Origin of the sequence: Achromobacter spanius (genome assembly GCF_002812705.1) — a bacterium.
Classification (GTDB): Bacteria; Pseudomonadota; Gammaproteobacteria; order Burkholderiales; family Burkholderiaceae_B; genus Achromobacter; species Achromobacter spanius.
In genome coordinates, this window is sequence record NZ_CP025030.1 from 4,625,910 (window position 1) to 4,646,653 (window position 20,744).

At 61.3% G+C, this 20,744-nt stretch carries 19 protein-coding genes and 1 pseudogene; 10 read left to right on the forward strand and 10 right to left on the reverse strand.

From position 1 onward, the window contains the following. The 3 genes from CVS48_RS20870 to CVS48_RS20880 form a co-directional block, all read right to left on the reverse strand. Positions 1–717 (reverse strand): glutathione S-transferase family protein, encoded by a 717-nt coding sequence (locus CVS48_RS20870; protein WP_100856106.1) that lies wholly within the window; start codon positions 715–717, stop codon positions 1–3. Beyond that, positions 714–1,703 (reverse strand): DMT family transporter, encoded by a 990-nt coding sequence (locus tag CVS48_RS20875; RefSeq protein WP_100856107.1) that lies wholly within the window; start codon positions 1,701–1,703, stop codon positions 714–716. The genes CVS48_RS20870 and CVS48_RS20875 overlap by 4 nt, the downstream gene beginning before the upstream one ends. Positions 1,704–1,835: 132 nt before the next feature. Further along, positions 1,836–2,741: an alpha/beta fold hydrolase gene (locus CVS48_RS20880; RefSeq protein ID WP_100857783.1), complete on the reverse strand. Its 906-nt coding sequence runs from the start codon at positions 2,739–2,741 to the stop codon at positions 1,836–1,838. 87 nt (positions 2,742–2,828) lie between these two features. Here CVS48_RS20880 and CVS48_RS20885 point away from each other — a divergent pair, with 87 nt between their 5' ends. Beyond that, positions 2,829–3,209 (forward strand): MerR family transcriptional regulator, encoded by a 381-nt coding sequence (locus CVS48_RS20885; RefSeq protein ID WP_100856108.1) that lies wholly within the window; start codon positions 2,829–2,831, stop codon positions 3,207–3,209. Between the two features lie 42 nt (positions 3,210–3,251). On the opposite strand, the pseudogene CVS48_RS20890 reads toward CVS48_RS20885, so the two are convergent. The 3 genes and pseudogenes from CVS48_RS20890 to CVS48_RS20900 all read right to left on the reverse strand — a co-directional run. Next, a pseudogene (locus tag CVS48_RS20890) lies at positions 3,252–3,530 on the reverse strand (RES domain-containing protein); the annotation flags it as partial. Positions 3,531–3,590: 60 nt separating this feature from the next. Continuing rightward, positions 3,591–4,265 carry a hypothetical protein gene (locus CVS48_RS20895; RefSeq protein ID WP_100856110.1) on the reverse strand — a complete coding sequence of 225 codons (675 nt, stop codon included), beginning with the start codon at positions 4,263–4,265 and terminating at the stop codon, positions 3,591–3,593. A gap of 175 nt (positions 4,266–4,440) precedes the next feature. After that, positions 4,441–5,364 (reverse strand): LysR family transcriptional regulator, encoded by a 924-nt coding sequence (locus tag CVS48_RS20900; protein WP_100856111.1) that lies wholly within the window; start codon positions 5,362–5,364, stop codon positions 4,441–4,443. A gap of 143 nt (positions 5,365–5,507) precedes the next feature. Here CVS48_RS20900 and msuE point away from each other — a divergent pair, with 143 nt between their 5' ends. From msuE to CVS48_RS20915, 3 genes are all read left to right on the forward strand, one after another. Beyond that, complete coding sequence (gene msuE, locus CVS48_RS20905) at positions 5,508–6,089, forward strand: FMN reductase (protein WP_100856112.1); 582 nt, start codon at positions 5,508–5,510, stop codon at positions 6,087–6,089. Positions 6,090–6,192: 103 nt separating this feature from the next. Continuing rightward, positions 6,193–7,176, forward strand: a complete 984-nt coding sequence (locus CVS48_RS20910; RefSeq protein WP_100856113.1) for a DUF1852 domain-containing protein — start codon at positions 6,193–6,195, stop codon at positions 7,174–7,176. Between the two features lie 29 nt (positions 7,177–7,205). Further along, entirely contained in the window at positions 7,206–8,234 is a 1,029-nt protein-coding gene (locus CVS48_RS20915) for a methionine synthase (protein ID WP_100856114.1), read from the forward strand. A 109-nt stretch (positions 8,235–8,343) separates the two neighbouring features. Here the strand turns inward: CVS48_RS20915 and CVS48_RS20920 are convergent, their stop codons facing one another. Further along, on the reverse strand, positions 8,344–9,327 hold the full coding sequence (locus tag CVS48_RS20920; protein WP_100856115.1) for a Bug family tripartite tricarboxylate transporter substrate binding protein: 984 nt from the start codon (positions 9,325–9,327) through the stop codon (positions 8,344–8,346). Between the two features lie 377 nt (positions 9,328–9,704). Here CVS48_RS20920 and CVS48_RS20925 point away from each other — a divergent pair, with 377 nt between their 5' ends. Beyond that, entirely contained in the window at positions 9,705–11,396 is a 1,692-nt protein-coding gene (locus CVS48_RS20925) for a hypothetical protein (RefSeq protein WP_100856116.1), read from the forward strand. 107 nt (positions 11,397–11,503) lie between these two features. On the opposite strand, the gene guaA is transcribed toward CVS48_RS20925, so the two are convergent. Both guaA and guaB read right to left on the reverse strand, forming a co-directional pair. Then, positions 11,504–13,096 carry a glutamine-hydrolyzing GMP synthase gene (guaA, locus tag CVS48_RS20930; protein ID WP_050449706.1) on the reverse strand — a complete coding sequence of 531 codons (1,593 nt, stop codon included), beginning with the start codon at positions 13,094–13,096 and terminating at the stop codon, positions 11,504–11,506. A 99-nt stretch (positions 13,097–13,195) separates the two neighbouring features. After that, the gene (gene guaB, locus CVS48_RS20935; protein WP_100856117.1) at positions 13,196–14,656 is read right to left on the reverse strand and encodes an IMP dehydrogenase; all 1,461 of its coding nucleotides are present in this window, start codon (positions 14,654–14,656) and stop codon (positions 13,196–13,198) included. 266 nt (positions 14,657–14,922) lie between these two features. Between guaB and CVS48_RS20940 the strand changes: the two genes are divergently transcribed. The 3 genes from CVS48_RS20940 to CVS48_RS20950 all read left to right on the forward strand — a co-directional run bounded on the left by CVS48_RS20940 (position 14,923) and on the right by CVS48_RS20950 (position 17,602). Then, positions 14,923–15,537, forward strand: a complete 615-nt coding sequence (locus CVS48_RS20940; RefSeq protein ID WP_100856118.1) for a DUF2239 family protein — start codon at positions 14,923–14,925, stop codon at positions 15,535–15,537. A gap of 123 nt (positions 15,538–15,660) precedes the next feature. Continuing rightward, entirely contained in the window at positions 15,661–17,082 is a 1,422-nt protein-coding gene (locus CVS48_RS20945) for an HdeD family acid-resistance protein (RefSeq protein ID WP_100856119.1), read from the forward strand. A gap of 139 nt (positions 17,083–17,221) precedes the next feature. After that, positions 17,222–17,602, forward strand: a complete 381-nt coding sequence (locus CVS48_RS20950) for a DCC1-like thiol-disulfide oxidoreductase family protein (RefSeq protein ID WP_100856120.1) — start codon at positions 17,222–17,224, stop codon at positions 17,600–17,602. A gap of 18 nt (positions 17,603–17,620) precedes the next feature. Here the strand turns inward: CVS48_RS20950 and CVS48_RS20955 are convergent, their stop codons facing one another. Next, entirely contained in the window at positions 17,621–18,517 is an 897-nt protein-coding gene (locus CVS48_RS20955; protein ID WP_100856121.1) for a LysR family transcriptional regulator, read from the reverse strand. 190 nt (positions 18,518–18,707) lie between these two features. On the opposite strand from CVS48_RS20955, the gene CVS48_RS20960 reads away from it, so the two are divergent. Continuing rightward, positions 18,708–19,703, forward strand: coding sequence for a Bug family tripartite tricarboxylate transporter substrate binding protein (locus CVS48_RS20960; RefSeq protein ID WP_100856122.1), 996 nt, complete (start codon positions 18,708–18,710; stop codon positions 19,701–19,703). A gap of 61 nt (positions 19,704–19,764) precedes the next feature. After that, positions 19,765–20,730 (forward strand): 2-hydroxyacid dehydrogenase, encoded by a 966-nt coding sequence (locus tag CVS48_RS20965; RefSeq protein ID WP_100856123.1) that lies wholly within the window; start codon positions 19,765–19,767, stop codon positions 20,728–20,730. Positions 20,731–20,744 lie beyond the last annotated feature (14 nt).

Sequence of the window (20,744 nt, forward strand, 5' to 3'; positions counted from 1 at the left end):
TCAGGCTCCTTGTGACGACGCCGGGGGAAAGTTCGACGGGAACAACGCCCGCTTGGTTTCGTCGTCGTTGACCGTTTTCCACTGGTGGCTTTTGCTAAGCGCCCGGGCGGGCGCAACGGCTGGGCGCGCATCCACACTGGCGAACCAGCGCTTCAGTTCCGGAAACGGTGCCAGCGGGTCTTCGGCGCCCTTAAAGACACGGGAGGCCCGGTCCAGCCAGCCCCACGCCGAAATATCCGCGATGGTGAAGCTGTTGCCCACGATGAACTCGCGCCCCTTCATGTGCTCGTCCAGCACCTGGTAGTGCCGCTCGGCCTCGCGGCGGTAACGGTTGACGGCATAGTCCAGGCCATCGGGCGCTGCGAACTGAAAGTGCACCGCCTGGCCAGAGAACGGGCCCAGGCCCGATGCAATGAACAACAGCCATGACAGCAACTCCGGCCGATCCTCCGGCGTGCCTGTCAGTTTGCCGGTCTTGTCGGCCAGATAGATCAGGATGGCCGTCGAGTCGAACACGCGCGCTTCCTTGCCGCCAGGGCCGTCGGTATCAACGATGGCCGGCACCTTGCCGTTCGGATTGATGGCCCGAAAGTCTGGCGTGTGCTGCTGGCCTTTGCTGGTGTCGACCGGCACGGCTTCGTACTCCAGCCCGGTCTCTTCCAGGAAAAGCGCGATCTTTGCGGGGTTAGGCGTCGGATGAAAGTAAAAACGGATCATGGCGGGTTCCTCGCTACGGTGGTGGTCGATGGGACTGCGGCTTTGCGCTTGGGACGGGCGGCCAGAAGCACGCCGCCGACCACGGCAAGAAGGGCAACGCCCTCTTCCCACGACGGCAGCTCACCCAGGACGGGAATGGCGGTCAGCGCGGCAACCGCCGGGATCAAGGCGATGATGGCAGTGGCGGCCGACGGCCCCAGCAGCGCAACGGATCTGTTGAAGGACACGATGGCCACGCCGCTCATCAAGACGCCCTGATAGAACGCCTGCAAACCGATTTCGCCGGGCGACGCCAAGGCAAGGCGGCTGAGCCCGGCAAACAGGTAGACCGGCAGGAACAGCACGGCCGACCAGAAGCAAATCAACGCCGCTGCCTGCACCGGCGTCAACGCGCTGCGCCGAAACAGCAGCGTATAAACGGCCCACATCGCGGCGGCAGTGATCAGCGCCAAGATACCCACCGGGTTCGCAACACCGTGCGCAGAGGCTCCGCCCACGATCATGCAGATCAGCCCGATAACGATGGCCAGATAGCCGAGCGACCGCCCCCTGCCTGGTTTTTCTTTCAGGAAGACCCACGCAAACAGGCCAACGAAAACCGGCATCAATGTCGGCGCCACTGCCGCTGCCCGCCCGGCGGACGTGAGCTGCAAGCCCAGAGCGACCGCCAGCACGAAGGGCATGCCCCACAGGCAGGCATACAGCAGTCCTTCACTCCATTGCTTGGCAGACATGCGCCTGGAACCCCGCAGCAATACGGGAAAGAGAATGAGGGCGCCGATACCGAATCGCAGCGCGGTGACATCCCACAAGCGCAATTCGCGCGTCACGCTAAAGCGCGTCACGACGAACCAGCCGGCGAAGATCAGAACGCTAAGGGCCGCCCAGCAGAGACCTTGGAGGGTTTTGCGAGAGGGTTGCTGGGGGTGGGACGTGGCAGCGGGTCCGATGGCGGCATCCTGGATGGGGTCGGCAAGTTGCGTCATGCGGTGGCCTCCCCCGGGTGCAGGCTGGTTGACGAAGCACTTGCGTTGCAGGTGCCGTGCAATGTCTGGCGATTTTATATCGACTGCTATAAAATATGCCAGCATTGATTTTCCCAGCGCGCCGATGAACGGCTAATGCGATGCTGCCCCATCAACAAAAGCAGACAGATCACGATTGAAGCGCTGCGTCTCTTCGATAAAGGGCGAGTGCCCCGCTTCTGGGTAGAACTTGCCGATGGCATCGGCGTTCAAAGCCTTGGCCCGATTGAAGGACGGTTCGGCTTGAACCAACGCATCACGCGCACCGTAAATCAACAACAGCGGCTTGTGCATGGCCCCCAAGCCCTTCGGCGCATTCAGCGACATACCATGCACGGCGTTCTGCATGTTCTGTGACGCCATGGCCGCATTCGCCAGCAAACGCTGGAACGTCTGCGCGTCCGGCTGCGTGGCAAAGCACAGCGCCACGAACTCACGCTCGGCATCAAGATGCGTCTTGAGATCCGGCGATGCCATTCCGTTGTAAACCTGCGGATGCGACACGATTTGTTCCGATTTCAGCTCAATGACACCGCCCACGTACACAGCGCCTGCGATTTTCTCGTCACCATAGGCAGCGAGATAGTTCGTGGCCACAGCAGCGCCCAGCGACCATCCCACCAAGACAGGCTGCCGGGCTCCTGACCCAGCAATCACCGCTGCCAGATCATCCGCCCAACGCCCGCCATCACGGTAGGCATCGGCGCGCTCCGGTTGACCGGACATACCATGCCCGCGCATATCAAAGGTAATCAGCCGATAGCGCTGCAACTCAGGGCTGTTGATCTGCTTGTCCCAGCTCAGGTGGCTGCCAAGCAAGCCGTGAATGAAGATGATGGGCTGCCCGTTCGGGTCACCGGCTTCTTGCACCGCGATGCGCACCCCATCAGGCGCCGTCACGGTGTACGGTTCCACGGCAGCCTGCGCTAGCGCGGATGCAGCCATCAAGGCCACGGCGGCCAAGCCCTTGCGCCATGTGCTGAAGAGGTTGAAAGACATCATGTTGAAGCTCCTTCGAATGGAAAGAGCCCAGGCTAAAGCCTGACATTAGTGTCACAGTCAAGCGCGGATGATAAGGTTCGATCCATGAACGAGACTGAGTCCACCACCCTGCTGAGGATCGGCGCCTTGGCGCAAGCAACCGGCGTCAGCGTACGTTCGATTCGTCACTACGATCAGCACGGTCTGCTTGCATCAACGCGGGCTGAGAATGGCTACCGTGCCTTCGAGGCGGTGGCCGTCACACAGGTCAAACAGATCCAGCGTTTGATCGCCACCGGCTTCAGCTTGGAAGAAATCCGCAGCTTTCCGGATTGCATGTTGCTGATCGAAGGGGCGAAGGCATGCGCGGATATGACGGATGCGAAGCGTAAGCGGCTAGCGATACTGGAGAAACAGATTGAGGCGCTGGAAAAGCAGCGCCAGCAATTAAGGTCGATGTTGATTGAAGGCGGCGGGAAGGATTGAACCGCCGCGGATTTTGCGGAGGCCTGCACCTACCCAGTTCTTTCAGCTATTGCCTGGAACAATAAGCACGCCCAACCGCCCCGCAAGATCCAACAACGCGTCGTACGCCCCGACATCGTCCACCAAGCTGCGCGACTCACCATCCGGGCGCAGTGTTCCGTCGGCGATTCGATCCCCGAACAGGACCACGGCCCGAGCGGAGTCATCTTGTCGAGAAATCCAAGATAAGCCCTGCACCCGTGGATGCTTCTCATGAAGCTTTTTCCCCCATTGGCGGGTGGCCGGGTACTGGTCTTTTTCCGTATCGATAAGCTGCCTACGGTGCTGTCGAGGTGACCTTCCACCGACATCGACACCAAATCAGCAGGACGGCTACGGCGGTTAGCCATGTGCGACCTCCTGCACCTCATCGCGAGCGGCCTCGATCACCTGATCCGGCAAAGCAGCCAGCAAGTCCTGCGGCCGCTTACCTGATAGGAAGCTATTGGCGGACAGGAACCAATAGGCCATGCCCCAAGCATCCTTGTGCCCGTCAAATTCCTTAATGATCCCGGCCAGCGCTTTCAACGGACGGAAGCTGGCCTCCCGATCCAGACCATAGGCTGGGAAGTAGTCAACGCCGTTGTGATGAATGGCAAATATCTGCCCCTGCTTCTTCCACTTGTTTGGCTGCGCGCTAGGGTTGACGGTGCTCAGGCCTGCCAACTGGGCCACTTCGGCTGCTGTGAGCCAGTCTCCACTTTCAAGAACTGCCATGCGAGCCCGAGCCAGCATCATCGCTTCCTTGAGAAGCTGGGGCGACGCGGGCTTGCGGGGCACCAGGGCATCAACCAAGCGCTCGACAAGCTCCCGATCCTGCCGCTTAAGGAAAAGCTCAAGCATCGATTCCGCGACGCTGGACATGTTCTGGGCAACAGTCGAAAGCGAGGCGTTATCGACATGTTCGAATGCAAGCACCACCACCTGATTGGCGTGGGATTTTCGGAGGTAGTCCTGTGCTTGCTTCGGGGTACCCACAAGGGTGGAGACCCCAGGATGGTCTTGTACGACGCTCATGGCTGAGCTCCGTCAGAGTTATAACAATTACGCCACCATAACATATCTTCTATAACTTAAATGGCGAAGAAAACCTTCAGTTTCTGGCTGTCATAGTCGTATGAGAGAAAATCAAGGACACCGCTGCAGGGCACGCCAAACCGCTTGGCAAGCGGTTTGCATACCCCGGTGAAGTTCATTCATCGGCGTCTTGCGCGATGGCGGTCGGCGCATCGGCGCCCGGATGGCGGGCCAGTTCGATGAAGGCCCGCACGTAGTCAATGGCGCTGTCCGCCTCGCGCGCGCCAAGAAAGATCTGCTTGGCGATGCCGCGCGCGCCCAGCCGCACCGGCACCACGTCCATCCGGGCCGCGTATTCCTCGACCAGCCAGCGCGGCAGAGCGGCCACACCGCGTCCGCTAGCCACCATCTGCACCATGATGTCGGTGGTTTCGATGGCTTTATGGCGCTTGGGCGTGACGCCGGCCGGCAGCAGGAACTGGTTGTAGATGTCCAGCCGCTCGATGTCCACGGGGTAGCTGATCAACACTTCCTGCGTCAGCTGCTGCGGCTTCACGTACGCAGCCGTTGCCAGGGGGTGGCCCTTGGGCACGACCAGCACCTGCTCGTAGTCGAACACGGGCTCGAACTTCAGGCCTGGCTTGAACAGCGGGTCGGGCGTCACCAGCAGGTCGATCTCGTAGCCGAACAGCGCGCCGATCCCGCCGAACTGGAACTTCTGCTTGACGTCCACATCCACGTCGGGCCAGGCCGCCAGATACGGTGAAACCACCTTCAGCAACCACTGATAGCAAGGGTGGCATTCCATGCCGATGCGCAGCGCGCCGCGTTCGCCCTGCGCGAATTGGCCCAGGCGCTCTTCGGCCAGGTCTAGTTGCGGCAGCACGCGGTTCGCCACCGCCAGCAGGTATTGGCCGGCCTGCGTCAAGCGCAGGCTTCGACCTTCGCGCAGCCAGACGTCGGTGCCCAACTGCGCCTCCAGCTTCTTCATGCTGTGGCTCAAGGCCGACTGGGTCAGGTTCAACACGCCCGCGGCGGCCGTCAACGACCCTTGCTTTTCGACCTGCTGGACGATGCTGAGGTGGATGCGCTCAAGCATTCAGATGATTCCTGCTCATGGATTAGTGAATTAAAACCATTTTACTTCATCGGTACCCTCCTCTAGCATGCGGTTCCAGCTTGATGCTGCAACTGCACAAAGACAGATGCGGCGCCGGGTAGATCCATTCATGTGAAGCAAAGATGACACGTCCACTCCGTCTAGTCGCAGTTTCCGGCGGACTGCAACGCCCCTCCAAGTCAGCGGCCCTGGCAGAACACCTGCTGGATCTGATCGCCGACCATATTCCGTGCGAACAGCACCTGGTTGAACTGGGTGAGCTGGCCCCGCAACTGGCCGGCGCCGTCTGGCGCTCGCAATTGCCCGACACGGTGGAGCGCGAGCTTGGCGCGGTCGAACAAGCGGACATCCTGGTGGTGACAACCCCGGTCTATCGAGGCTCGTACACCGGGCTGTTCAAGCACTTCTTCGACTTCATTCATCAGGACGCCCTGATCGACAAGCCCGTCTTGTTGGCGGCCACCGGCGGCAGCGAACGCCATGCCCTGATGATCGACCACCAGTTGCGGCCGCTGTTCAGCTTCTTCCAGGCACGCACCTTGCCGCTGGGCGTCTACGCCACCGACAAGGATTTTGCCGACTACCGCGTGCAGGACATGGCCTTGATCGAACGGGCCCGACTGGCGGTACAGCGCGCGTTGCCCTTGATCGAATTGATGCGCCATCCACGCACCGCCGCCGTAGAAGAAGCGGTAGCAGCCTGACGCAAAGCCAATTCAACCGCCGCCCGCAGCGGCGATAACGTCCGTCGCCATGCAGCCGCCGGACTCCGTATTTCTTTCGCCAAAATCAGCACACGCCAACACCATGAGCAACGCCTTCACATTCAACATCAAGAGCATTCCTTTTGATGAAAATTACCAGCCCTCCGACAGCACGCGCATCACGACCAACTTCGCCAATCTGGCACGGGGCGCGAGTCGCCAGCAGAATCTGCGCAACACGCTGAAGATGATCGACCGGCGTTTCAATAGCCTGGCGCATTGGGACAACCCCAGGGGGGATCGCTACACGGTCGAACTCGACATCATCTCCGTTGAAATGAACATCGCCGCCAACGGCGGCAGTGATGCGTTTCCGCTGATTGAAATCTTGAAGACCAATATCGTTGACCGCCACAACAACGAACGCATCCAAGGGATCGTCGGGAACAACTTCTCTTCGTACGTGCGCGACTACGACTTCAGCGTGCTTTTGCAAGAGCACAACAAGAACAAATCCAGCTTTAGCTCGCCTGACGGTTTCGGCGACTTGCACGGCAAGCTGTTCAAGCACTTTGTCAGTTCCAGCGCTTACAAAGAGCAGTTCAGCAAGCCGCCTGTCATCTGCATCAGCGCCTCAAGCAGCAAGACGTACCTGCGCACGGAAAATCAGCACCCCATTCTGGGCATTGAATATCAGCAAAACGAATTCTCGCCGACGGACCAGTACTTCGAAAAAATGGGCTTGCAGGTCCGCTACTTCATGCCCCCGGGCAGCGCTGCACCGCTGGCCTTTTACTTTCAGGGCGACCTGCTTGGCCACTACACGAACCTTGAGCTGATCAGCATCATCAGCACGATGGAAACGTTCCAGAAAATCTACCGTCCCGAGATCTACAACGCCAATTCCGCCGCGGGGAAGGTCTATCAACCGAGCCTGAAGAATCAGGATTACTCGCTGACGCAGATTGTCTATGACCGCGATGAGCGCAGCCAGCTTGCCGTGAAGCAGGGAAAGTTCACGGAAGAGCACTTCATCAAACCCTACAAGCACGTGCTGGAAAGCTGGGCCGCCAACTACGCGCACTAATCATTCAAAAAACAGACGAGACCCTGATCATGAAAAAACTACTGCCCACCTCCACCGCCGGCAGCCTGCCCAAGCCTTCGTGGCTTGCACAGCCTGAAAAACTCTGGTCGCCCTGGAAACTGCAAGACGACGAGCTGATCGAGGGCAAACAAGACGCCTTGCGCCTGGCGCTGCAAGAACAACAGCACGCGGGCATTGATATCGTCAGCGACGGCGAGCAAACCCGTCAGCACTTTGTCACGACGTTCATCGAGCATCTGGACGGCGTCGATTTCGAAAAGCGCGAGACCGTCCGGATTCGTGATCGCTATGACGCGAGCGTGCCGACCGTCGTGGGCGCCGTCAGCCGTCAAAAGCCGGTGTTCGTTGAAGACGCCAAGTTCCTGCGTCAGCAAACCAAGCAACCCATCAAGTGGGCGCTGCCAGGCCCCATGACGATGATCGACACCCTGTACGACGCCCACTACAAGAGCCGCGAAAAGCTGGCATGGGAATTCGCCAAGATCCTGAACCAGGAAGCCCGCGAATTGGAAGCCGCAGGCGTGGACATCATCCAATTCGATGAGCCGGCATTCAACGTGTTCTTCGACGAAGTAAACGACTGGGGCATTGCCACCCTGGAGCGCGCCATCGAAGGCCTGAAGTGCGAAACCGCCGTGCACATCTGCTACGGCTACGGCATCAAGGCCAATACCGACTGGAAGAAGACGCTGGGGTCCGAGTGGCGTCAGTACGAGGAATCGTTCCCCAAGCTGCAGAAGTCCAATATCGACATCATCTCGCTGGAATGCCACAACTCGCACGTGCCGATCGATCTGCTCGAACTGGTTCGCGGCAAGAAGGTGATGGTCGGCGCCATTGACGTGGCAAGCGACAAGGTTGAAACGCCCGAAGAAGTGGCCAATACGCTGAGAAAGGCGCTGAAGTTTGTGGATGCCGACAAGCTGTATCCGTGCACGAACTGCGGCATGGCGCCGTTGTCGCGGGCTATTGCGAAGGGCAAGCTGCTAGCTTTGAGCGAAGGCGCGGAAATCGTTCGCAAGGAACTGTTGGGCTGATGCACCATGGAGTCAGACTGCAATTTTTCACCATGGAGTCAGACTGCATTTTTGCGCTGGCATCGGCGAAATTGCAGTCTGACTCCTTATTTCCGGACTCCTTATTTATCTACTGTTCCTTCAGCCCCAACGACTTGATCAAGGGGGCGAACAGTTTCTTCTCGTCCTGCACGCGCGCGGTGTAGTCGGCCACGCTCAGCGGTAGCGCCTCGGCGCCGGCGTCCAGGAACCGCGCCTTGATCTCCGGCCGTGCCAGCACCTTATTGATTTCGCCGTTCATGCGATTGACCACATCATCCCGGGTGCTGGCGGCGGCATATACGCCGAACAGGCTGTCCGCGAAAACGCCGTCAATGCCGGCCTCAGAAAAGGTTCGGATGTCGGGCGCTACAGCAGCCCGTTGCCGGCTCGCCACCGCCAGCACCTTCAGCTTGCCCGCTTGCACCATGGGAAAGACCGTGGCCGGTCCAAACGCAAAGTCGATCTGGCCCGCGGCCAGGTCTTGTATCGCCGGCGCCACGCCGCGATATGGCGCATGGGTGGCCTGCATGCCGGTAGCCTGCTTGAGCAGCTCGCCAGCCAGATGCGGCGTCGTGCCATTGCCGGCCGAACCGTAGTTGAGCGGATTGGGCTGCTTGCGCGCGTATTCGACGAACGCTTCAAGCGTATCGACGCCCAGCGAGGACCGGACGAACAAGAACAACTGGCTGTTGGCCAACAAGGCGACCGGCCGCAAGTCCCGCTGCGGATCGAACGGCATGCTGGTGAACATCAGCGGGTTGACCGATTCGGTCGTCGATGGATTGAGCAAGAAGGTATGGTTGTCTCCGCCATTGCGCGCGACTTCGGCGCCCGCAACGTTGCCGCCCGCGCCGCCCCGATTCTCCACGATAACGGTCTGCTTCAAGGCCTCGGCCAAATGCGGCTGCACCGTGCGCGTCAGCACGTCGACCAGCCCGCCAGGGGCCAACCCCACGACCAGACGCACCGGCTTGGTGGGCCAGGCCTGAGGCGCCGTTTGCGCCAGGCTGCCCGTCGCCCAGCCAGTCAGCGCCAGCATCATCACGGCCAGGCAATGTCTACGCAACAGCATCCGATTCTCCTTCTGGGCCGCCACCGCGCGATCCTGCGTACGGTGCGTCAGGTGCCGCACCCCGGTGAACCGCCTTGATGCCTCATCACGGCGCTGCCCTGCATCTGGCGCTTATTCTTCACAAAAGTTTAAGCATAAAGAATCCCGGATAACCCTAGTTTGCTGGGGAGGAGCGAGTGCTGCTTGGCCAGATTGCTTTGGTTCGGACAAAAAAAAGAGGCAATGCATCCCGCCTCAATCTACTAAAGAACTGGTGTTCGACGTCGATACATAAGATGTGCCCCCCCGTTTCCACTCACCAACGGCGCACTACCTTGCTTTTTTATATATATTCTGGGCCACGAGACAATTAAATCTTCCCCATCTTAGGAGAGACTGTGACATTGATCCCTGCAAGCGAATCCAAAGACCTGCACGAAGTCGCCAAGGAGTTAGTTCAACAATTGATCTCGAAGGAAAGGAAGCTTGCTGAGACTATCGAGTCGCTAGATCGCGATATTGATCACGTTAAATCCTTGACCCGCCTGAGCGAAGATCAGGAACGCTCGAAAGCACTTGCGAAGCACCTTGCTCAACTTACGCGCACAGAACAGCTGCGGACCGAAGTTCGCGAATCGGGCGGATTACTACGCAGACCATTCAAAACTATAAAATACTGGCAGGCGCACAAAGACGCCCGATCCGCCTACGCCAGCGCAGAGGCAGACTTTGATACACCGAACAAAAAGGCGGCGCGAGACGCACGTATTGCCGAACACAATCGTCAAGTTGAAGCCGAACAGAACCGAGCACAGGGATTGAAGCAACAAAGAGCACTGCGAGATGCAGCGCATTTGGCCATCGCGCAGTTCCGCACCACGGCGGCAGACGCGATGCGCGCCGCAGGCGGTAGAGGTTGGCTAGCCAAGGACTTTCCGCAGCAGTTCCGACAATTGGGCAGCTTCGTAGAGGGCAACGATATTGCTGGGGCGAACGAGTGTCTGGCGTCTCTGAAATTTCAACGCCGTCCGGTCGATTCTCTCTATGAAAATTGGAAACGCGAGGCCGAGACAGTGCGAATCAGGGCGTACGAACAGTACGCAGGCATGGCGGCCACGGGCTCCTACACCGAGATCGCTCGGCATTCCATTGAACTCGCTGCGCCTCTACTACGAAAGCAGGCACGTGACACTCTGAGCCGTTTCGAACACCCCGCAGATCAATGGCAGGCAATTTCTTCACTTCTTGCAGATCCCCGACGGTTTAAGACCGATGCCCTTTGGGCAATCTATTGGGCCATGTACCAGTGTGGCCAGTGGGTTGCCCAAGCGGCGTCCGAGTCCGACCCTCACGAGGATGTGTTCACCGGAAAAATGACGGCTCAAATAGATCGGTGGCTTGCGGGTTGGGCCACTAAGCGAATCCGAGAGTTCGGGTATCCGGAAGTTCGGTCATACCTAGGCACACTCGAGATCGCGAGCACTGTCGAGGAAACACGGCTCGGCGCGGACATCGGGCTAATTGTGGACTTGAATATCGGAGATGTCGCGTGTCGAAAAATCGCCTTATTGCAGGCTAAAAAGAGTCAAGACGGAGTATCAAACATAGGTAGCGACCGGAGACAGCTTTCGAAATTGTCTTGTCGGCAAAATGCAGGCTTCTACTTGTTCTATCACCAGTCGACTCATCCCGTGATGGCCCCGGCTCCTTCTGTATGCACTGCGCACGAATTGGCGGAGGAGGTGACGCAACTCGGGAAAGACATCGATGCCACCTACCTGCGTATGAACGTGCGTTCCATGGGCTGGGACTGGGCCAGCTTCATCAGTTTTGGGCTGTGCAATCCGAATTCGCACATAGGGCAATCATTCGATACAGTCGAAGAGGCATTCACTGCATTGGGCAATGGTGACGCCCGACATTTGCCTAAATACCTTCACGTCATCGCAATCACCGACGAACCTCGCGTTAAGGAATTGCGGACGAAACTTCATGAGCACTATATCGAGAGCGCCAAAGCCATGGCACACGCCAAGGAGAAGGAGCGCCATTTATCACGGGATAGCGATGGGCCGAGCCATAGCATGTGATCAGACGTAGTATCTACTTGCTCCACACTGACGGATCGAGGGCCCAGCCCTACAAACAAAAAGAGCGCCGAAGCGCTCTTTTCTCTTACCTCAACCCTTAAGCAGGATCACTCCCACTCAATCGTCGCAGGCGGCTTGCTCGACACGTCATAAACCACGCGATTAATCCCGCGCACTTCATTAATAATCCGCGAAGAAACCCGAGCCAGCAGCGGGTGCGGCAGCGGCGCCCAATCCGCGGTCATGAAGTCAAACGTCTGGACCGCACGCAAGGCAACCACGTACTCATAAGTCCGCCCGTCGCCCATCACGCCCACCGACTTCACCGGCAGGAACACGGCAAACGCTTGGGACGTCAGCTCATACCAGGTCAAGCCACTAGCCTCATCCTTGGTATTCCGCAATTCCTCAATAAAAATCGCATCCGCACGGCGCAGCAGTTCAGCATATTCATGCTTCACTTCGCCCAGAATCCGAACGCCCAGACCCGGACCGGGGAACGGGTGGCGATACACCATCTGCGGCGGCAAACCCAACGCAACGCCCAGTTCGCGGACTTCGTCCTTGAACAGTTCGCGCAGGGGCTCCAGCAGTTGCAGGTTCAGCGTGTCCGGCAGGCCGCCCACGTTGTGGTGCGACTTGATGGAGGTGGCCTTGCCCGTCTTGGCGCCGGCGGATTCGATGACGTCGGGGTAGATCGTGCCCTGGGCCAGCCACTTGGCGCTTTGCTGCTTGCCGGCTTGTTCCTGGAACACTTCGACGAATTCGCGGCCGATGATCTTGCGCTTGGCTTCGGGGTCGGCAACGCCAGACAGCTTGCCCATGAATTGGGCGGTGGCGTCGACGTGAATGATCTTCACGCCCATGTTTTCAGCGAAGGTCTGCATGACCTGCTTGCCTTCGTCCAGGCGCAACAGGCCGTGGTCGACGAACACGCAGGTGAGCTGGTCGCCGATGGCCTTGTGGATCAGCGCGGCGGCTACCGAGGAGTCCACTCCGCCGGACAGGCCCAGGATGACTTCGTCCGTGCCGACTTGCTCGCGGATGCGGGCAACGGCTTCGGCGACGTAGTCGGGCATGTTCCAGTCGCCCTGGCACTCACAGATCTCGTTCACGAAGCGGGCCAGCATGGCCTTGCCTTGGACGGTGTGCGTGACTTCGGGGTGGAATTGAACGGCGTAGAAACGGCGGTCTTCGTCGGCCATGCCGGCGATGGGGCACGACGGCGTGGAGGCCATCAGCTTGAAGCCCGGGGGCAGTTCGGTGACCTTGTCGCCGTGGCTCATCCAGACCTTCAGCATGCCGTGGCCTTCGGGCGTGGTGAAGTCGTCCAGGCCTTCCAGCAGCTTGGTGTGGCCATGGGCGCGCACTTCGGCGTAGCCGAATTCGCGGTGGTCGGAAAAGCTGACCACGCCGCCCAGTTGCTGCGCCATGGACTGCATGCCGTAGCAGATGCCCAGCACCGGCACGCCCAGTTCGAACACGGCGTGCGGCACGCGCATCGAGCCTTCTTCGTAGGCCGAGGCGTGGCTGCCGGACAGGATGATGCCTTTCAAGCCTTGCGCCATCTGCTCGCGCACGAAGGCGTCGTCGACGTCGCCGGGGTGCACTTCGGAATAGACGCCGGCTTCGCGAACGCGGCGGGCGATCAGTTGGGTGACTTGCGAACCGTAGTCAAGAATGAGGATGCGCTGGTGCATTGAGCTCTACCGATTAAATAAAACCGCACCGGCAGAACCGCGATTGTTAATGCGATTCTGCCGGTGCGTGATGCATGACATTGTAGTTGACTGTACGGATCAGTCGGCGCGGTAGTTGGGCGCTTCCTTGGTGATCTGCACGTCGTGTACGTGGGACTCGCGCACGCCGGCGGAGGTGATCTCCACGAATTCGGCCTTGGTGCGCATGTCGTCAATGGTGGCGGCGCCGCAGTAGCCCATCGAGGCGCGGATGCCACCCACCAATTGGTAAATGATGGCCAGCACGCTGCCCTTGTAGGGGACGCGGCCTTCGATGCCTTCGGGGACCAGCTTGTCGGCGTTGTTGGACGGGTCCTGGAAGTAGCGGTCGGCCGAGCCGTCCGTCATGGCGCCCAGGCTGCCCATGCCGCGGTACGACTTGTACGAACGGCCTTGGAACAACACGACTTCGCCCGGGGCTTCTTCCGTGCCGGCGAACATGCCACCCATCATGCACGAGAACGCGCCGGCGGCCAGCGCCTTGGCGACGTCGCCCGAGTAGCGGATGCCGCCGTCGGCAATCAGCGGAACGCCCGTGCCTTCCAGCGCCTTGGCGACTTCGGAAATGGCATGGATTTGCGGCACGCCCACACCGGCGACGATACGCGTGGTGCAGATGGAGCCGGGGCCGATACCGACCTTCACGCCGTCGGCACCGTGTTCGACCAGCGCGCGCGCGGCGGCGGCGGTGGCGATGTTGCCGCCGATGACTTCAACCTTGGGGTAGTTCTGCTTGACCCAGCGCACGCCTTCCAGCACGCCCTTGGAGTGGCCGTGCGCGGTGTCGACGATCAGGACGTCAACGCCGGCGGCAACCAGCTTTTCCACGCGCTCTTCGGTGCCTGCACCCACGCCAACCGCTGCGCCAACGCGCAACTGGCCTTGGCCGTCTTTGCTGGCCATCGGGTGTTCGGTGTTCTTGACGATGTCTTTGACGGTGGCCAGGCCACGCAGCTCAAAGCCGTCGTTCACGATCAGCACGCGCTCAAGGCGGTGCTTGTGCATCAGGGATTGCGCTTCGTCCAGCGTGGCGCCTTCCTTCATGGTGACCAGGCGTTCCTGCGGCGTCATGATGTTGCGCAGGGGCTGATCCAGGTTTTCTTCAAAACGCAGATCGCGGTTGGTCACGATGCCGACCAGCTTGCGGCCTTCAACCACCGGCAGGCCCGAAATGCCATGCTGGCGCTGCAACGCAATGGCGTCGCGCACTTTCATTTGGGGGGTGACGGTGACCGGATCGATCACGATGCCGAATTCGTGGCGCTTTACGCGAGCCACTTCACGGGCTTGGGCATCGGCGGACAAATTCTTGTGAATGATCCCGATGCCACCTTCTTGGGCCATGGCGATTGCCAGGCGAGCTTCGGTGACGGTGTCCATGGCGGCGGACACAAGCGGAATATTCAGGCTGATATTGCGGGTCAGGCGGGTGGCCAGGGAGGTGTCGCGCGGCAACACCTCGGAATACGCAGGCACCAACAACACATCGTCGAAGGTGAGCGCTTTTTGAACGAGACGCATGGGTAACTCCGGGCGCAAAGCAAGATTATACGCCGCCAGCAAGTTTTTTCTAGGGTCTACCCTAGGGTTGTACGGAAATTTTGCGAAGGCGGCGCCGCTCAACCGGCACCCACGGACGCCGGCAATCCGAGCCCGGCTTATAGCCCTGTTGCCGCCATTCAACAAGCTGGATATTTTTACCCGGATTATATTGACAGGCTATTTTTACCCGGATCATAATCCGCCTTGTGATTGATTTGAGATCAGACGAATCGGAACCGGACATCATGACGACCCACCCCACCCCGCGCTATACCGCCTTTGACGGCCACCGCATTCTTGCCGCCGGACCGCTTGCCGACGTGGCGCTGGCGGTGAAACGCGCCATGTCCACGAGCAGCAGCCAACCCCTGGTGTTCAACGACAACACCGGCCAGCAGACCGACCTGGACCTGCGCGGCGACGATGCCGCCATCATCGCGCGCCACGCGCCCCCAGTAGAAGCAGAAGCCGAAGCAAGCGAACCACCAGACGCGCAGCCGCGCGGACGTGGCCGTCCCAAGCTGGGCGTGGTGCCGCGCGAAGTGACGCTGTTGCCTCGGCATTGGGATTGGTTGGCCGCGCAGCCGGGCGGCGCATCGGTGGCACTGCGCAAGCTGGTGGAGCAAGCACGCCGCGACAACGACGCGCAAGACCTGCAACGCCAGCGCCAGGAAGCCACGTACCGCTTCATGTCCGCCATGGCGGGCAACCTGCCAGGCTTTGAAGAAGCGACCCGCGCGCTGTACGCGAATGACCGCGAGCGCTTTGCGCAATGCATCGTCGTCTGGCCTGAAGACGTGCGCGGCTACGCAATACGCCTGGCCGGGGACACGGAACCGGCGACGGCGCCGCAACCCTAGCGCATCGCCGATCCAGGAGCGCTTGTGCCTTTGCCAAGGACAGGCGCAAAGACAAGCCCGCGTTAAAGAACCATCAAGTTTCTGTACGATTCGGTTTAGCCCTTCTTGAACTGGATCACAGGCATGCCACAACTTGTACTGCTTCTGTTGGGAGTCCCCTATCTGCGCAAACGATGGAAGGGCCTGTTCGCGGCCGGGTTGTTTTTTCTGGTCGCGGGCGTCTTCGTTTTTATCGATGCGCTGGACAACGCGCTGTACTTCCCGCTGAACGCCTTCGCCGTCCTCTTCATCATTGAAGGGCTGGCCACGCTGATGATCGCGACGACCGGCGTGGGCGGGCAGCGTGTGCTGCGCTATGTGAAGGGGCTGTTCGTGCTGCTGGCCGGCAGCCTGATCCTGGCGGGCCACCATCACGGGCACTTTGCCTTGTCGATGATCTTCGGCGCCTTGTTCCTGACCGACGGCGTGTTGCAATGCCTGGCGGCGTACGTGGTGCGCTACGAGCGGTGGCGCTACGCCTTTGCCGGTGGCATCACTGAAATCATGCTGGCCATTTTCTTTTTCCAGCCCTACCCCACCAACTACGTCGGCACCGTGCCGTATTGCGTGGGGCTGTTCCTGGGCATCGCGGGTGTGAAGCTGCTGTGGTTGGCGCGTCGCGTCAAACACCTGGCGTCGAACCCGGCGTTTGCATCCAATGCGTCGCCGGACTTCTTGCCGTCGGAACCTGCATCCGCCTCCGCGCCCGCTTCCAATGCAAACGCTGCGCTGGCGCCCCGCCCCCCTGGCCCGACCGTATGGGACGGCCCGCCCGCCGACTCCGAGCCCGCGCTGACGGTGCATGTGTGGACCCCATCCGGCTCGGCCAAGGCCCAAACGCGCAACCTTCCCTTGGTGGACCGCTACATCGCCGCCGTGGACATCAACGGCGTAATCTCCACCGGACACGCCGCACTGGAATCACCCGAAGGCATCTACATCAGCCTTTACCCCCGCGACGAAATCGACCGGTCGCCCGATGAATTCGGCAACCTGCTGCGCGCCACCGCCGAAAACGACATCCCTGGCGTCTATCAACCCGACTACCCCACGGAATCCAAGGCATGGTGCCCGTCGACCGTGCGCGTGCGTTTCCGCAACTATGACGCGCAGAAGCTGGCCGACTTCTGGCAGGACTATCGGCAAAACAGCACCTACAACCTGACCCACCGCAACTGCTCCAGCTCGGTGGCGCGGGCGCTGGATGCCGCGTTGGACGGCGTGGTGGGCCGGCTGCATGGCAGCCAGGCCGGTGGTCGCGTGTTGCTGCGCCTGCTGTTGACGCCGGAATTGTGGGTAGCCTCGCAGATCCGCAAACGCGCCCTCACGATGGCCTGGACGCCCGGCCTGACGCTGGACTACGCCCGCGCCATGAGCATGCTGGCCGACCCGCGGCCCTTTGGCTGGTGGAAGATGTCGCAATTGGCGCTGCGTCGCATCGCCGCATTGCGTGCCAACTGGCGCCAGCAAGACCGCGACGCGCCGCTGCGCAGGCCACCCGTCTAAGCTCCGCTTGCGCCACCATCCAGAATTCAAGCTGTCGATGCGGGCCCCTGGGCACGCACCTTGCTACCCGCATCGTCACGCACGACATGCCGCCGCCGTTGCGCTTTAATGGACCCGTGCATGTCAACCAAGGACCATCATGTCCACGCCCAAGAACTTCCTGCTCTACGACGGAGACTGCCCCTTCTGCTCGAACTACGTGCGGATGCTGCAATTGCAAAAAGCAGTGGGCCGGATCGAACTGCTCAATATGCGCGACCATCCCGACCTGGCCGTGGCCTACAAGGCGCAGGGCTATGACCTGAACCAAGGCATGTTGCTGCATCTGGATGGCCAGGATTACTGGGGCGCCGACTGCATCAACCGGCTGGCGATGCTCAGCACCGGTAACGACCTGTTCAACAGCCTGAACGCCGCCGTGTTTCGCAACCGCTGCCTGTCGACGGCGCTGTACCCCTTCATGCGCACGGGCCGCAGCCTGGCGCTGACCCTGCTGGGCAAGCGGAAGATGCAGTTGTAGGCGTGGGAACGTGGCCGGCTAGCTGCGGCCCGCCGCCCCGTCCACGTCCGCCACCCGTTGCAAGAACGCGTCCAGCGCGGGGTTGTCGTGCTGGGCGTGCCAGGCAAGGTACATGTCGGCGTACAGATTACGTTGGCCGATCGGCCGGAATTCCACCCCTTCAAAGCGCAGTTCCCGCGCGGAATCCGGCACGATGCCCACGCCCAGCCCCGCGCGCACCAGCGCCAGCAGCGTATGGGTTTGCCCCGCGCGCTGCACGTAGTCGGGCTGCACATCGGCCAGCCCGAACGCCCCCACGATACGGTCATAGAAGTACTTGCCTTCGCGTGGCGAATACAGCACGAACGGCTGGCCCTGCAACAGACGCAGCGGCACGGTGTCGTGTTCGCACAGGGGCGAGCCGGCGGGCAGCGCCAGCACCAGGGGTTCGCGCTCGATCAGGCGGGACTCAATGCCGGCTTGCTGCGGCACGCTGCGCGCCAGGATGACGTCCAACTCGCGCGCCAACAGCAGCCGGTCCAGATCGGTGCTGACCGTCTCGCGCAGTTGGATTTCAACGCCCGCCAGCAGCTTGCGCGCCCGCATGATCATCGACGGCATCAGCCGGTAGGACGCCACCGCCGTAAAGCCCAGGGTGATGTGCCCGGCATCGCCCCCTGACGTGCGCCGCGCCGTGGCGGCCGCGCGCGCTGAAAACTCCAGCAGATGGCGCGCATCGCGCAGAAAACGCCGGCCCGCCGCGCTTAGCAGCACCTGACGGCTGTTGCGCTCGAAAAGCGTCACGCCCAGATCCTGTTCCAGCAGTTGAATCTGGCGCGACAGCGGCGGCTGCGTCATGCATAGCCGTTCAGCGGCGCGGCCGAAGTGCAGCTCTTCGGCCACCGCAATGAAACACTCCAACTGACGGAATTCCATCGATTCAATCCTTGAATTGATCAATGCTATTTATAGCTCGAACGGCTATCCATCGAAAGCCGTTTCTATACTCCGAAAAAATGGCCGCGCACCGGCCCGCAGGACCCAAAGGAGCATCACCGCAGCACGTTGATTTTTCGCGGCGCAAGCCGCTTGCCAACGCAAATTCACCCTAAAAAAGAGAAGAGACATGGAGACAACCCCCATCGCCCGCCCCCGCGTCCGGCTCATCGCCGCGGCGCTGGCCCTGGCCGCCACCGCCGCATTGCCTTTCAGCACGCAGGCCGCCGGGTACCCCGAGCGCCCCATCAACCTGATCGTGCCGTTTTCGCCGGGCGGGGGCACCGACATCTCGGCGCGCCTGTTGGCCGTAGCGCTCACCGAGAAGCTGGCGGCGTCGGTGGTGGTGGACAACCGCCCCGGCGCGGGCGGGCAGATAGCCGCGGATCTGGTGGCGCGCTCGCCGGCCGACGGCTACACGCTGCTGTTCGCCAATTCCGGCATGCTGGCGATCAACCCGTGGATCTACAAGCTGCATTCGGACCCGGCCACCGCGTTCGCGCCCGTGTCGCTGTTTTCGGATCTGCCCTTCGTACTGGTCGTGCCCACCACCCTGCCGGCCAAGAACGTGGCGGACCTGGTGACGCTGGCCAAAGCCGAACCGGGCAAGCACACCTTTGCCAGTTCCGGCACGGGCGGCGCGCCGCATTTGTCGGGTGAAATCTTCCAGCAGGCAACCGGCGTCGACCTGATGCATGTGCCCTACAAAGGCGGCGGCCCCGCCATGACCGACCTGATGGCCGGCCGGGTCGACATGCTGTTCGCGTCCGTGCTGGAAACCATGCCCTACGTCACCGCGGGCAAGCTGCGCGCGCTGGCGGTCACGGGCGACAGCCGCTCGCCCGCCATGCCCGATGTGCCCACGATTGATGAAGCCGGCGTGAAGAACGCGCAATCCGGCTCGTGGACCGCCGTGCTGGCGCCGGCCGGCACGCCTCCCGCCGTGATCGACAAGCTGTCACAAGCCATACGCGATGTTGCCAACGACCCGGCCATCAAGACCAAGCTGGAATCGCAAGGTGCCGTGGCCCACGGCTCGACCCCGCAGCAGTTGCAAGAGTTGGCCGCCAGCGAACGCGCGCGCTACGGGCAGATCATCAAGACTCGCAATATCCAAACCAATTGATAGCCACCCGGCCCGGCTTCCTCCGGGCCATTTCGATGAACCATCCCCATAAGCCGCACCCATGACCGATTCCCTGCCCTCCTCCGCCCCGCACCTGTTGATGGTCGGCCCTTTGCTGCCTGACCTGGTTGCGGACCTTGAATCGCGCTATCACGTGCATCGCTTGTGGGAAGCCGCCGACGCCGACGCGCTGCTGCGCGAACACGGAGCGAACATTCGCGGCATCGCTACCAGCGGGCGCTTTGGCGCCACGGCCGAGCTGATCAACGCGCTGCCGGCGCTGGAAGGCATTTTCAGTTTTGGCGTGGGCTACGACACCATCGACCTGACTGCCGCGAAGGCGCGCGGCGTGGTCGTCACCAACACGCCCGGCGTGCTGGACGCCTGCGTGGCCGACACCGCGCTGGCCTTGATGCTGGCCGCGCCGCGCCGTATCGCCCAAGCCGACCGCTTCGTGCGCGCCGGCCGCTGGCCCAATGAAGGCTTTCCGCTGGGCACCCGCATGAGCGGCAAGCGCTGCGGCATCGTGGGCCTGGGCAATATCGGCTTGCAGATCGCCCGCCGCGCCGCCGCCTTCGATATGGAAATCCTGTACACCAATCGCAAGCCGCGCGCCGATGCGCCGGCTGAATACCGCTACGTGGCGGACATCGAAACGCTGGCCGCGCAGTGCGACTTCCTGGTGCTGGCCGTGCCGGGCGGCGGCGCCACGCAGCACATGGTGAACGCGCGGGTGCTGGACGCGCTGGGTCCGCAGGGCTGGCTGATCAACATTGCGCGCGGCACGGTGGTTGACGAAGCCGCGCTGGTCAGCGCTTTGGAAAACAAGCGCATCGCGGGCGCGGGGCTGGATGTGTTCGAACACGAACCCGAGACCCCGGCCGCGCTGCACGCGATGGACAACGTGGTGCTGCTGCCGCACATCGCCAGCGGCACGCACGAAACCCGCCGCGCCATGGCCGATTTGATGGTGGCGAACCTGGACGGCTGGTTTCGGGATGAGAAAGTGCTGACGCGGGTGGTTTAAGGCGATGGTACGAA

Coding starts and splice junctions, on each gene's coding strand:
- CVS48_RS20870 (WP_100856106.1), bottom strand. CDS start 717: ATGATCCGTTTTTACTTTCATCCGACGCCTAACCCCGCAAAGATCGCG.
- CVS48_RS20875 (WP_100856107.1), bottom strand. CDS start 1,703: ATGACGCAACTTGCCGACCCCATCCAGGATGCCGCCATCGGACCCGCT.
- CVS48_RS20880 (WP_100857783.1), bottom strand. CDS start 2,741: ATGTCTTTCAACCTCTTCAGCACATGGCGCAAGGGCTTGGCCGCCGTG.
- CVS48_RS20885 (WP_100856108.1), top strand. CDS start 2,829: ATGAACGAGACTGAGTCCACCACCCTGCTGAGGATCGGCGCCTTGGCG.
- CVS48_RS20895 (WP_100856110.1), bottom strand. CDS start 4,265: ATGAGCGTCGTACAAGACCATCCTGGGGTCTCCACCCTTGTGGGTACC.
- CVS48_RS20900 (WP_100856111.1), bottom strand. CDS start 5,364: ATGCTTGAGCGCATCCACCTCAGCATCGTCCAGCAGGTCGAAAAGCAA.
- msuE (WP_100856112.1), top strand. CDS start 5,508: ATGACACGTCCACTCCGTCTAGTCGCAGTTTCCGGCGGACTGCAACGC.
- CVS48_RS20910 (WP_100856113.1), top strand. CDS start 6,193: ATGAGCAACGCCTTCACATTCAACATCAAGAGCATTCCTTTTGATGAA.
- CVS48_RS20915 (WP_100856114.1), top strand. CDS start 7,206: ATGAAAAAACTACTGCCCACCTCCACCGCCGGCAGCCTGCCCAAGCCT.
- CVS48_RS20920 (WP_100856115.1), bottom strand. CDS start 9,327: ATGCTGTTGCGTAGACATTGCCTGGCCGTGATGATGCTGGCGCTGACT.
- guaA (WP_050449706.1), bottom strand. CDS start 13,096: ATGCACCAGCGCATCCTCATTCTTGACTACGGTTCGCAAGTCACCCAA.
- guaB (WP_100856117.1), bottom strand. CDS start 14,656: ATGCGTCTCGTTCAAAAAGCGCTCACCTTCGACGATGTGTTGTTGGTG.
- CVS48_RS20940 (WP_100856118.1), top strand. CDS start 14,923: ATGACGACCCACCCCACCCCGCGCTATACCGCCTTTGACGGCCACCGC.
- CVS48_RS20945 (WP_100856119.1), top strand. CDS start 15,661: ATGCCACAACTTGTACTGCTTCTGTTGGGAGTCCCCTATCTGCGCAAA.
- CVS48_RS20950 (WP_100856120.1), top strand. CDS start 17,222: ATGTCCACGCCCAAGAACTTCCTGCTCTACGACGGAGACTGCCCCTTC.
- CVS48_RS20955 (WP_100856121.1), bottom strand. CDS start 18,517: ATGGAATTCCGTCAGTTGGAGTGTTTCATTGCGGTGGCCGAAGAGCTG.
- CVS48_RS20960 (WP_100856122.1), top strand. CDS start 18,708: ATGGAGACAACCCCCATCGCCCGCCCCCGCGTCCGGCTCATCGCCGCG.
- CVS48_RS20965 (WP_100856123.1), top strand. CDS start 19,765: ATGACCGATTCCCTGCCCTCCTCCGCCCCGCACCTGTTGATGGTCGGC.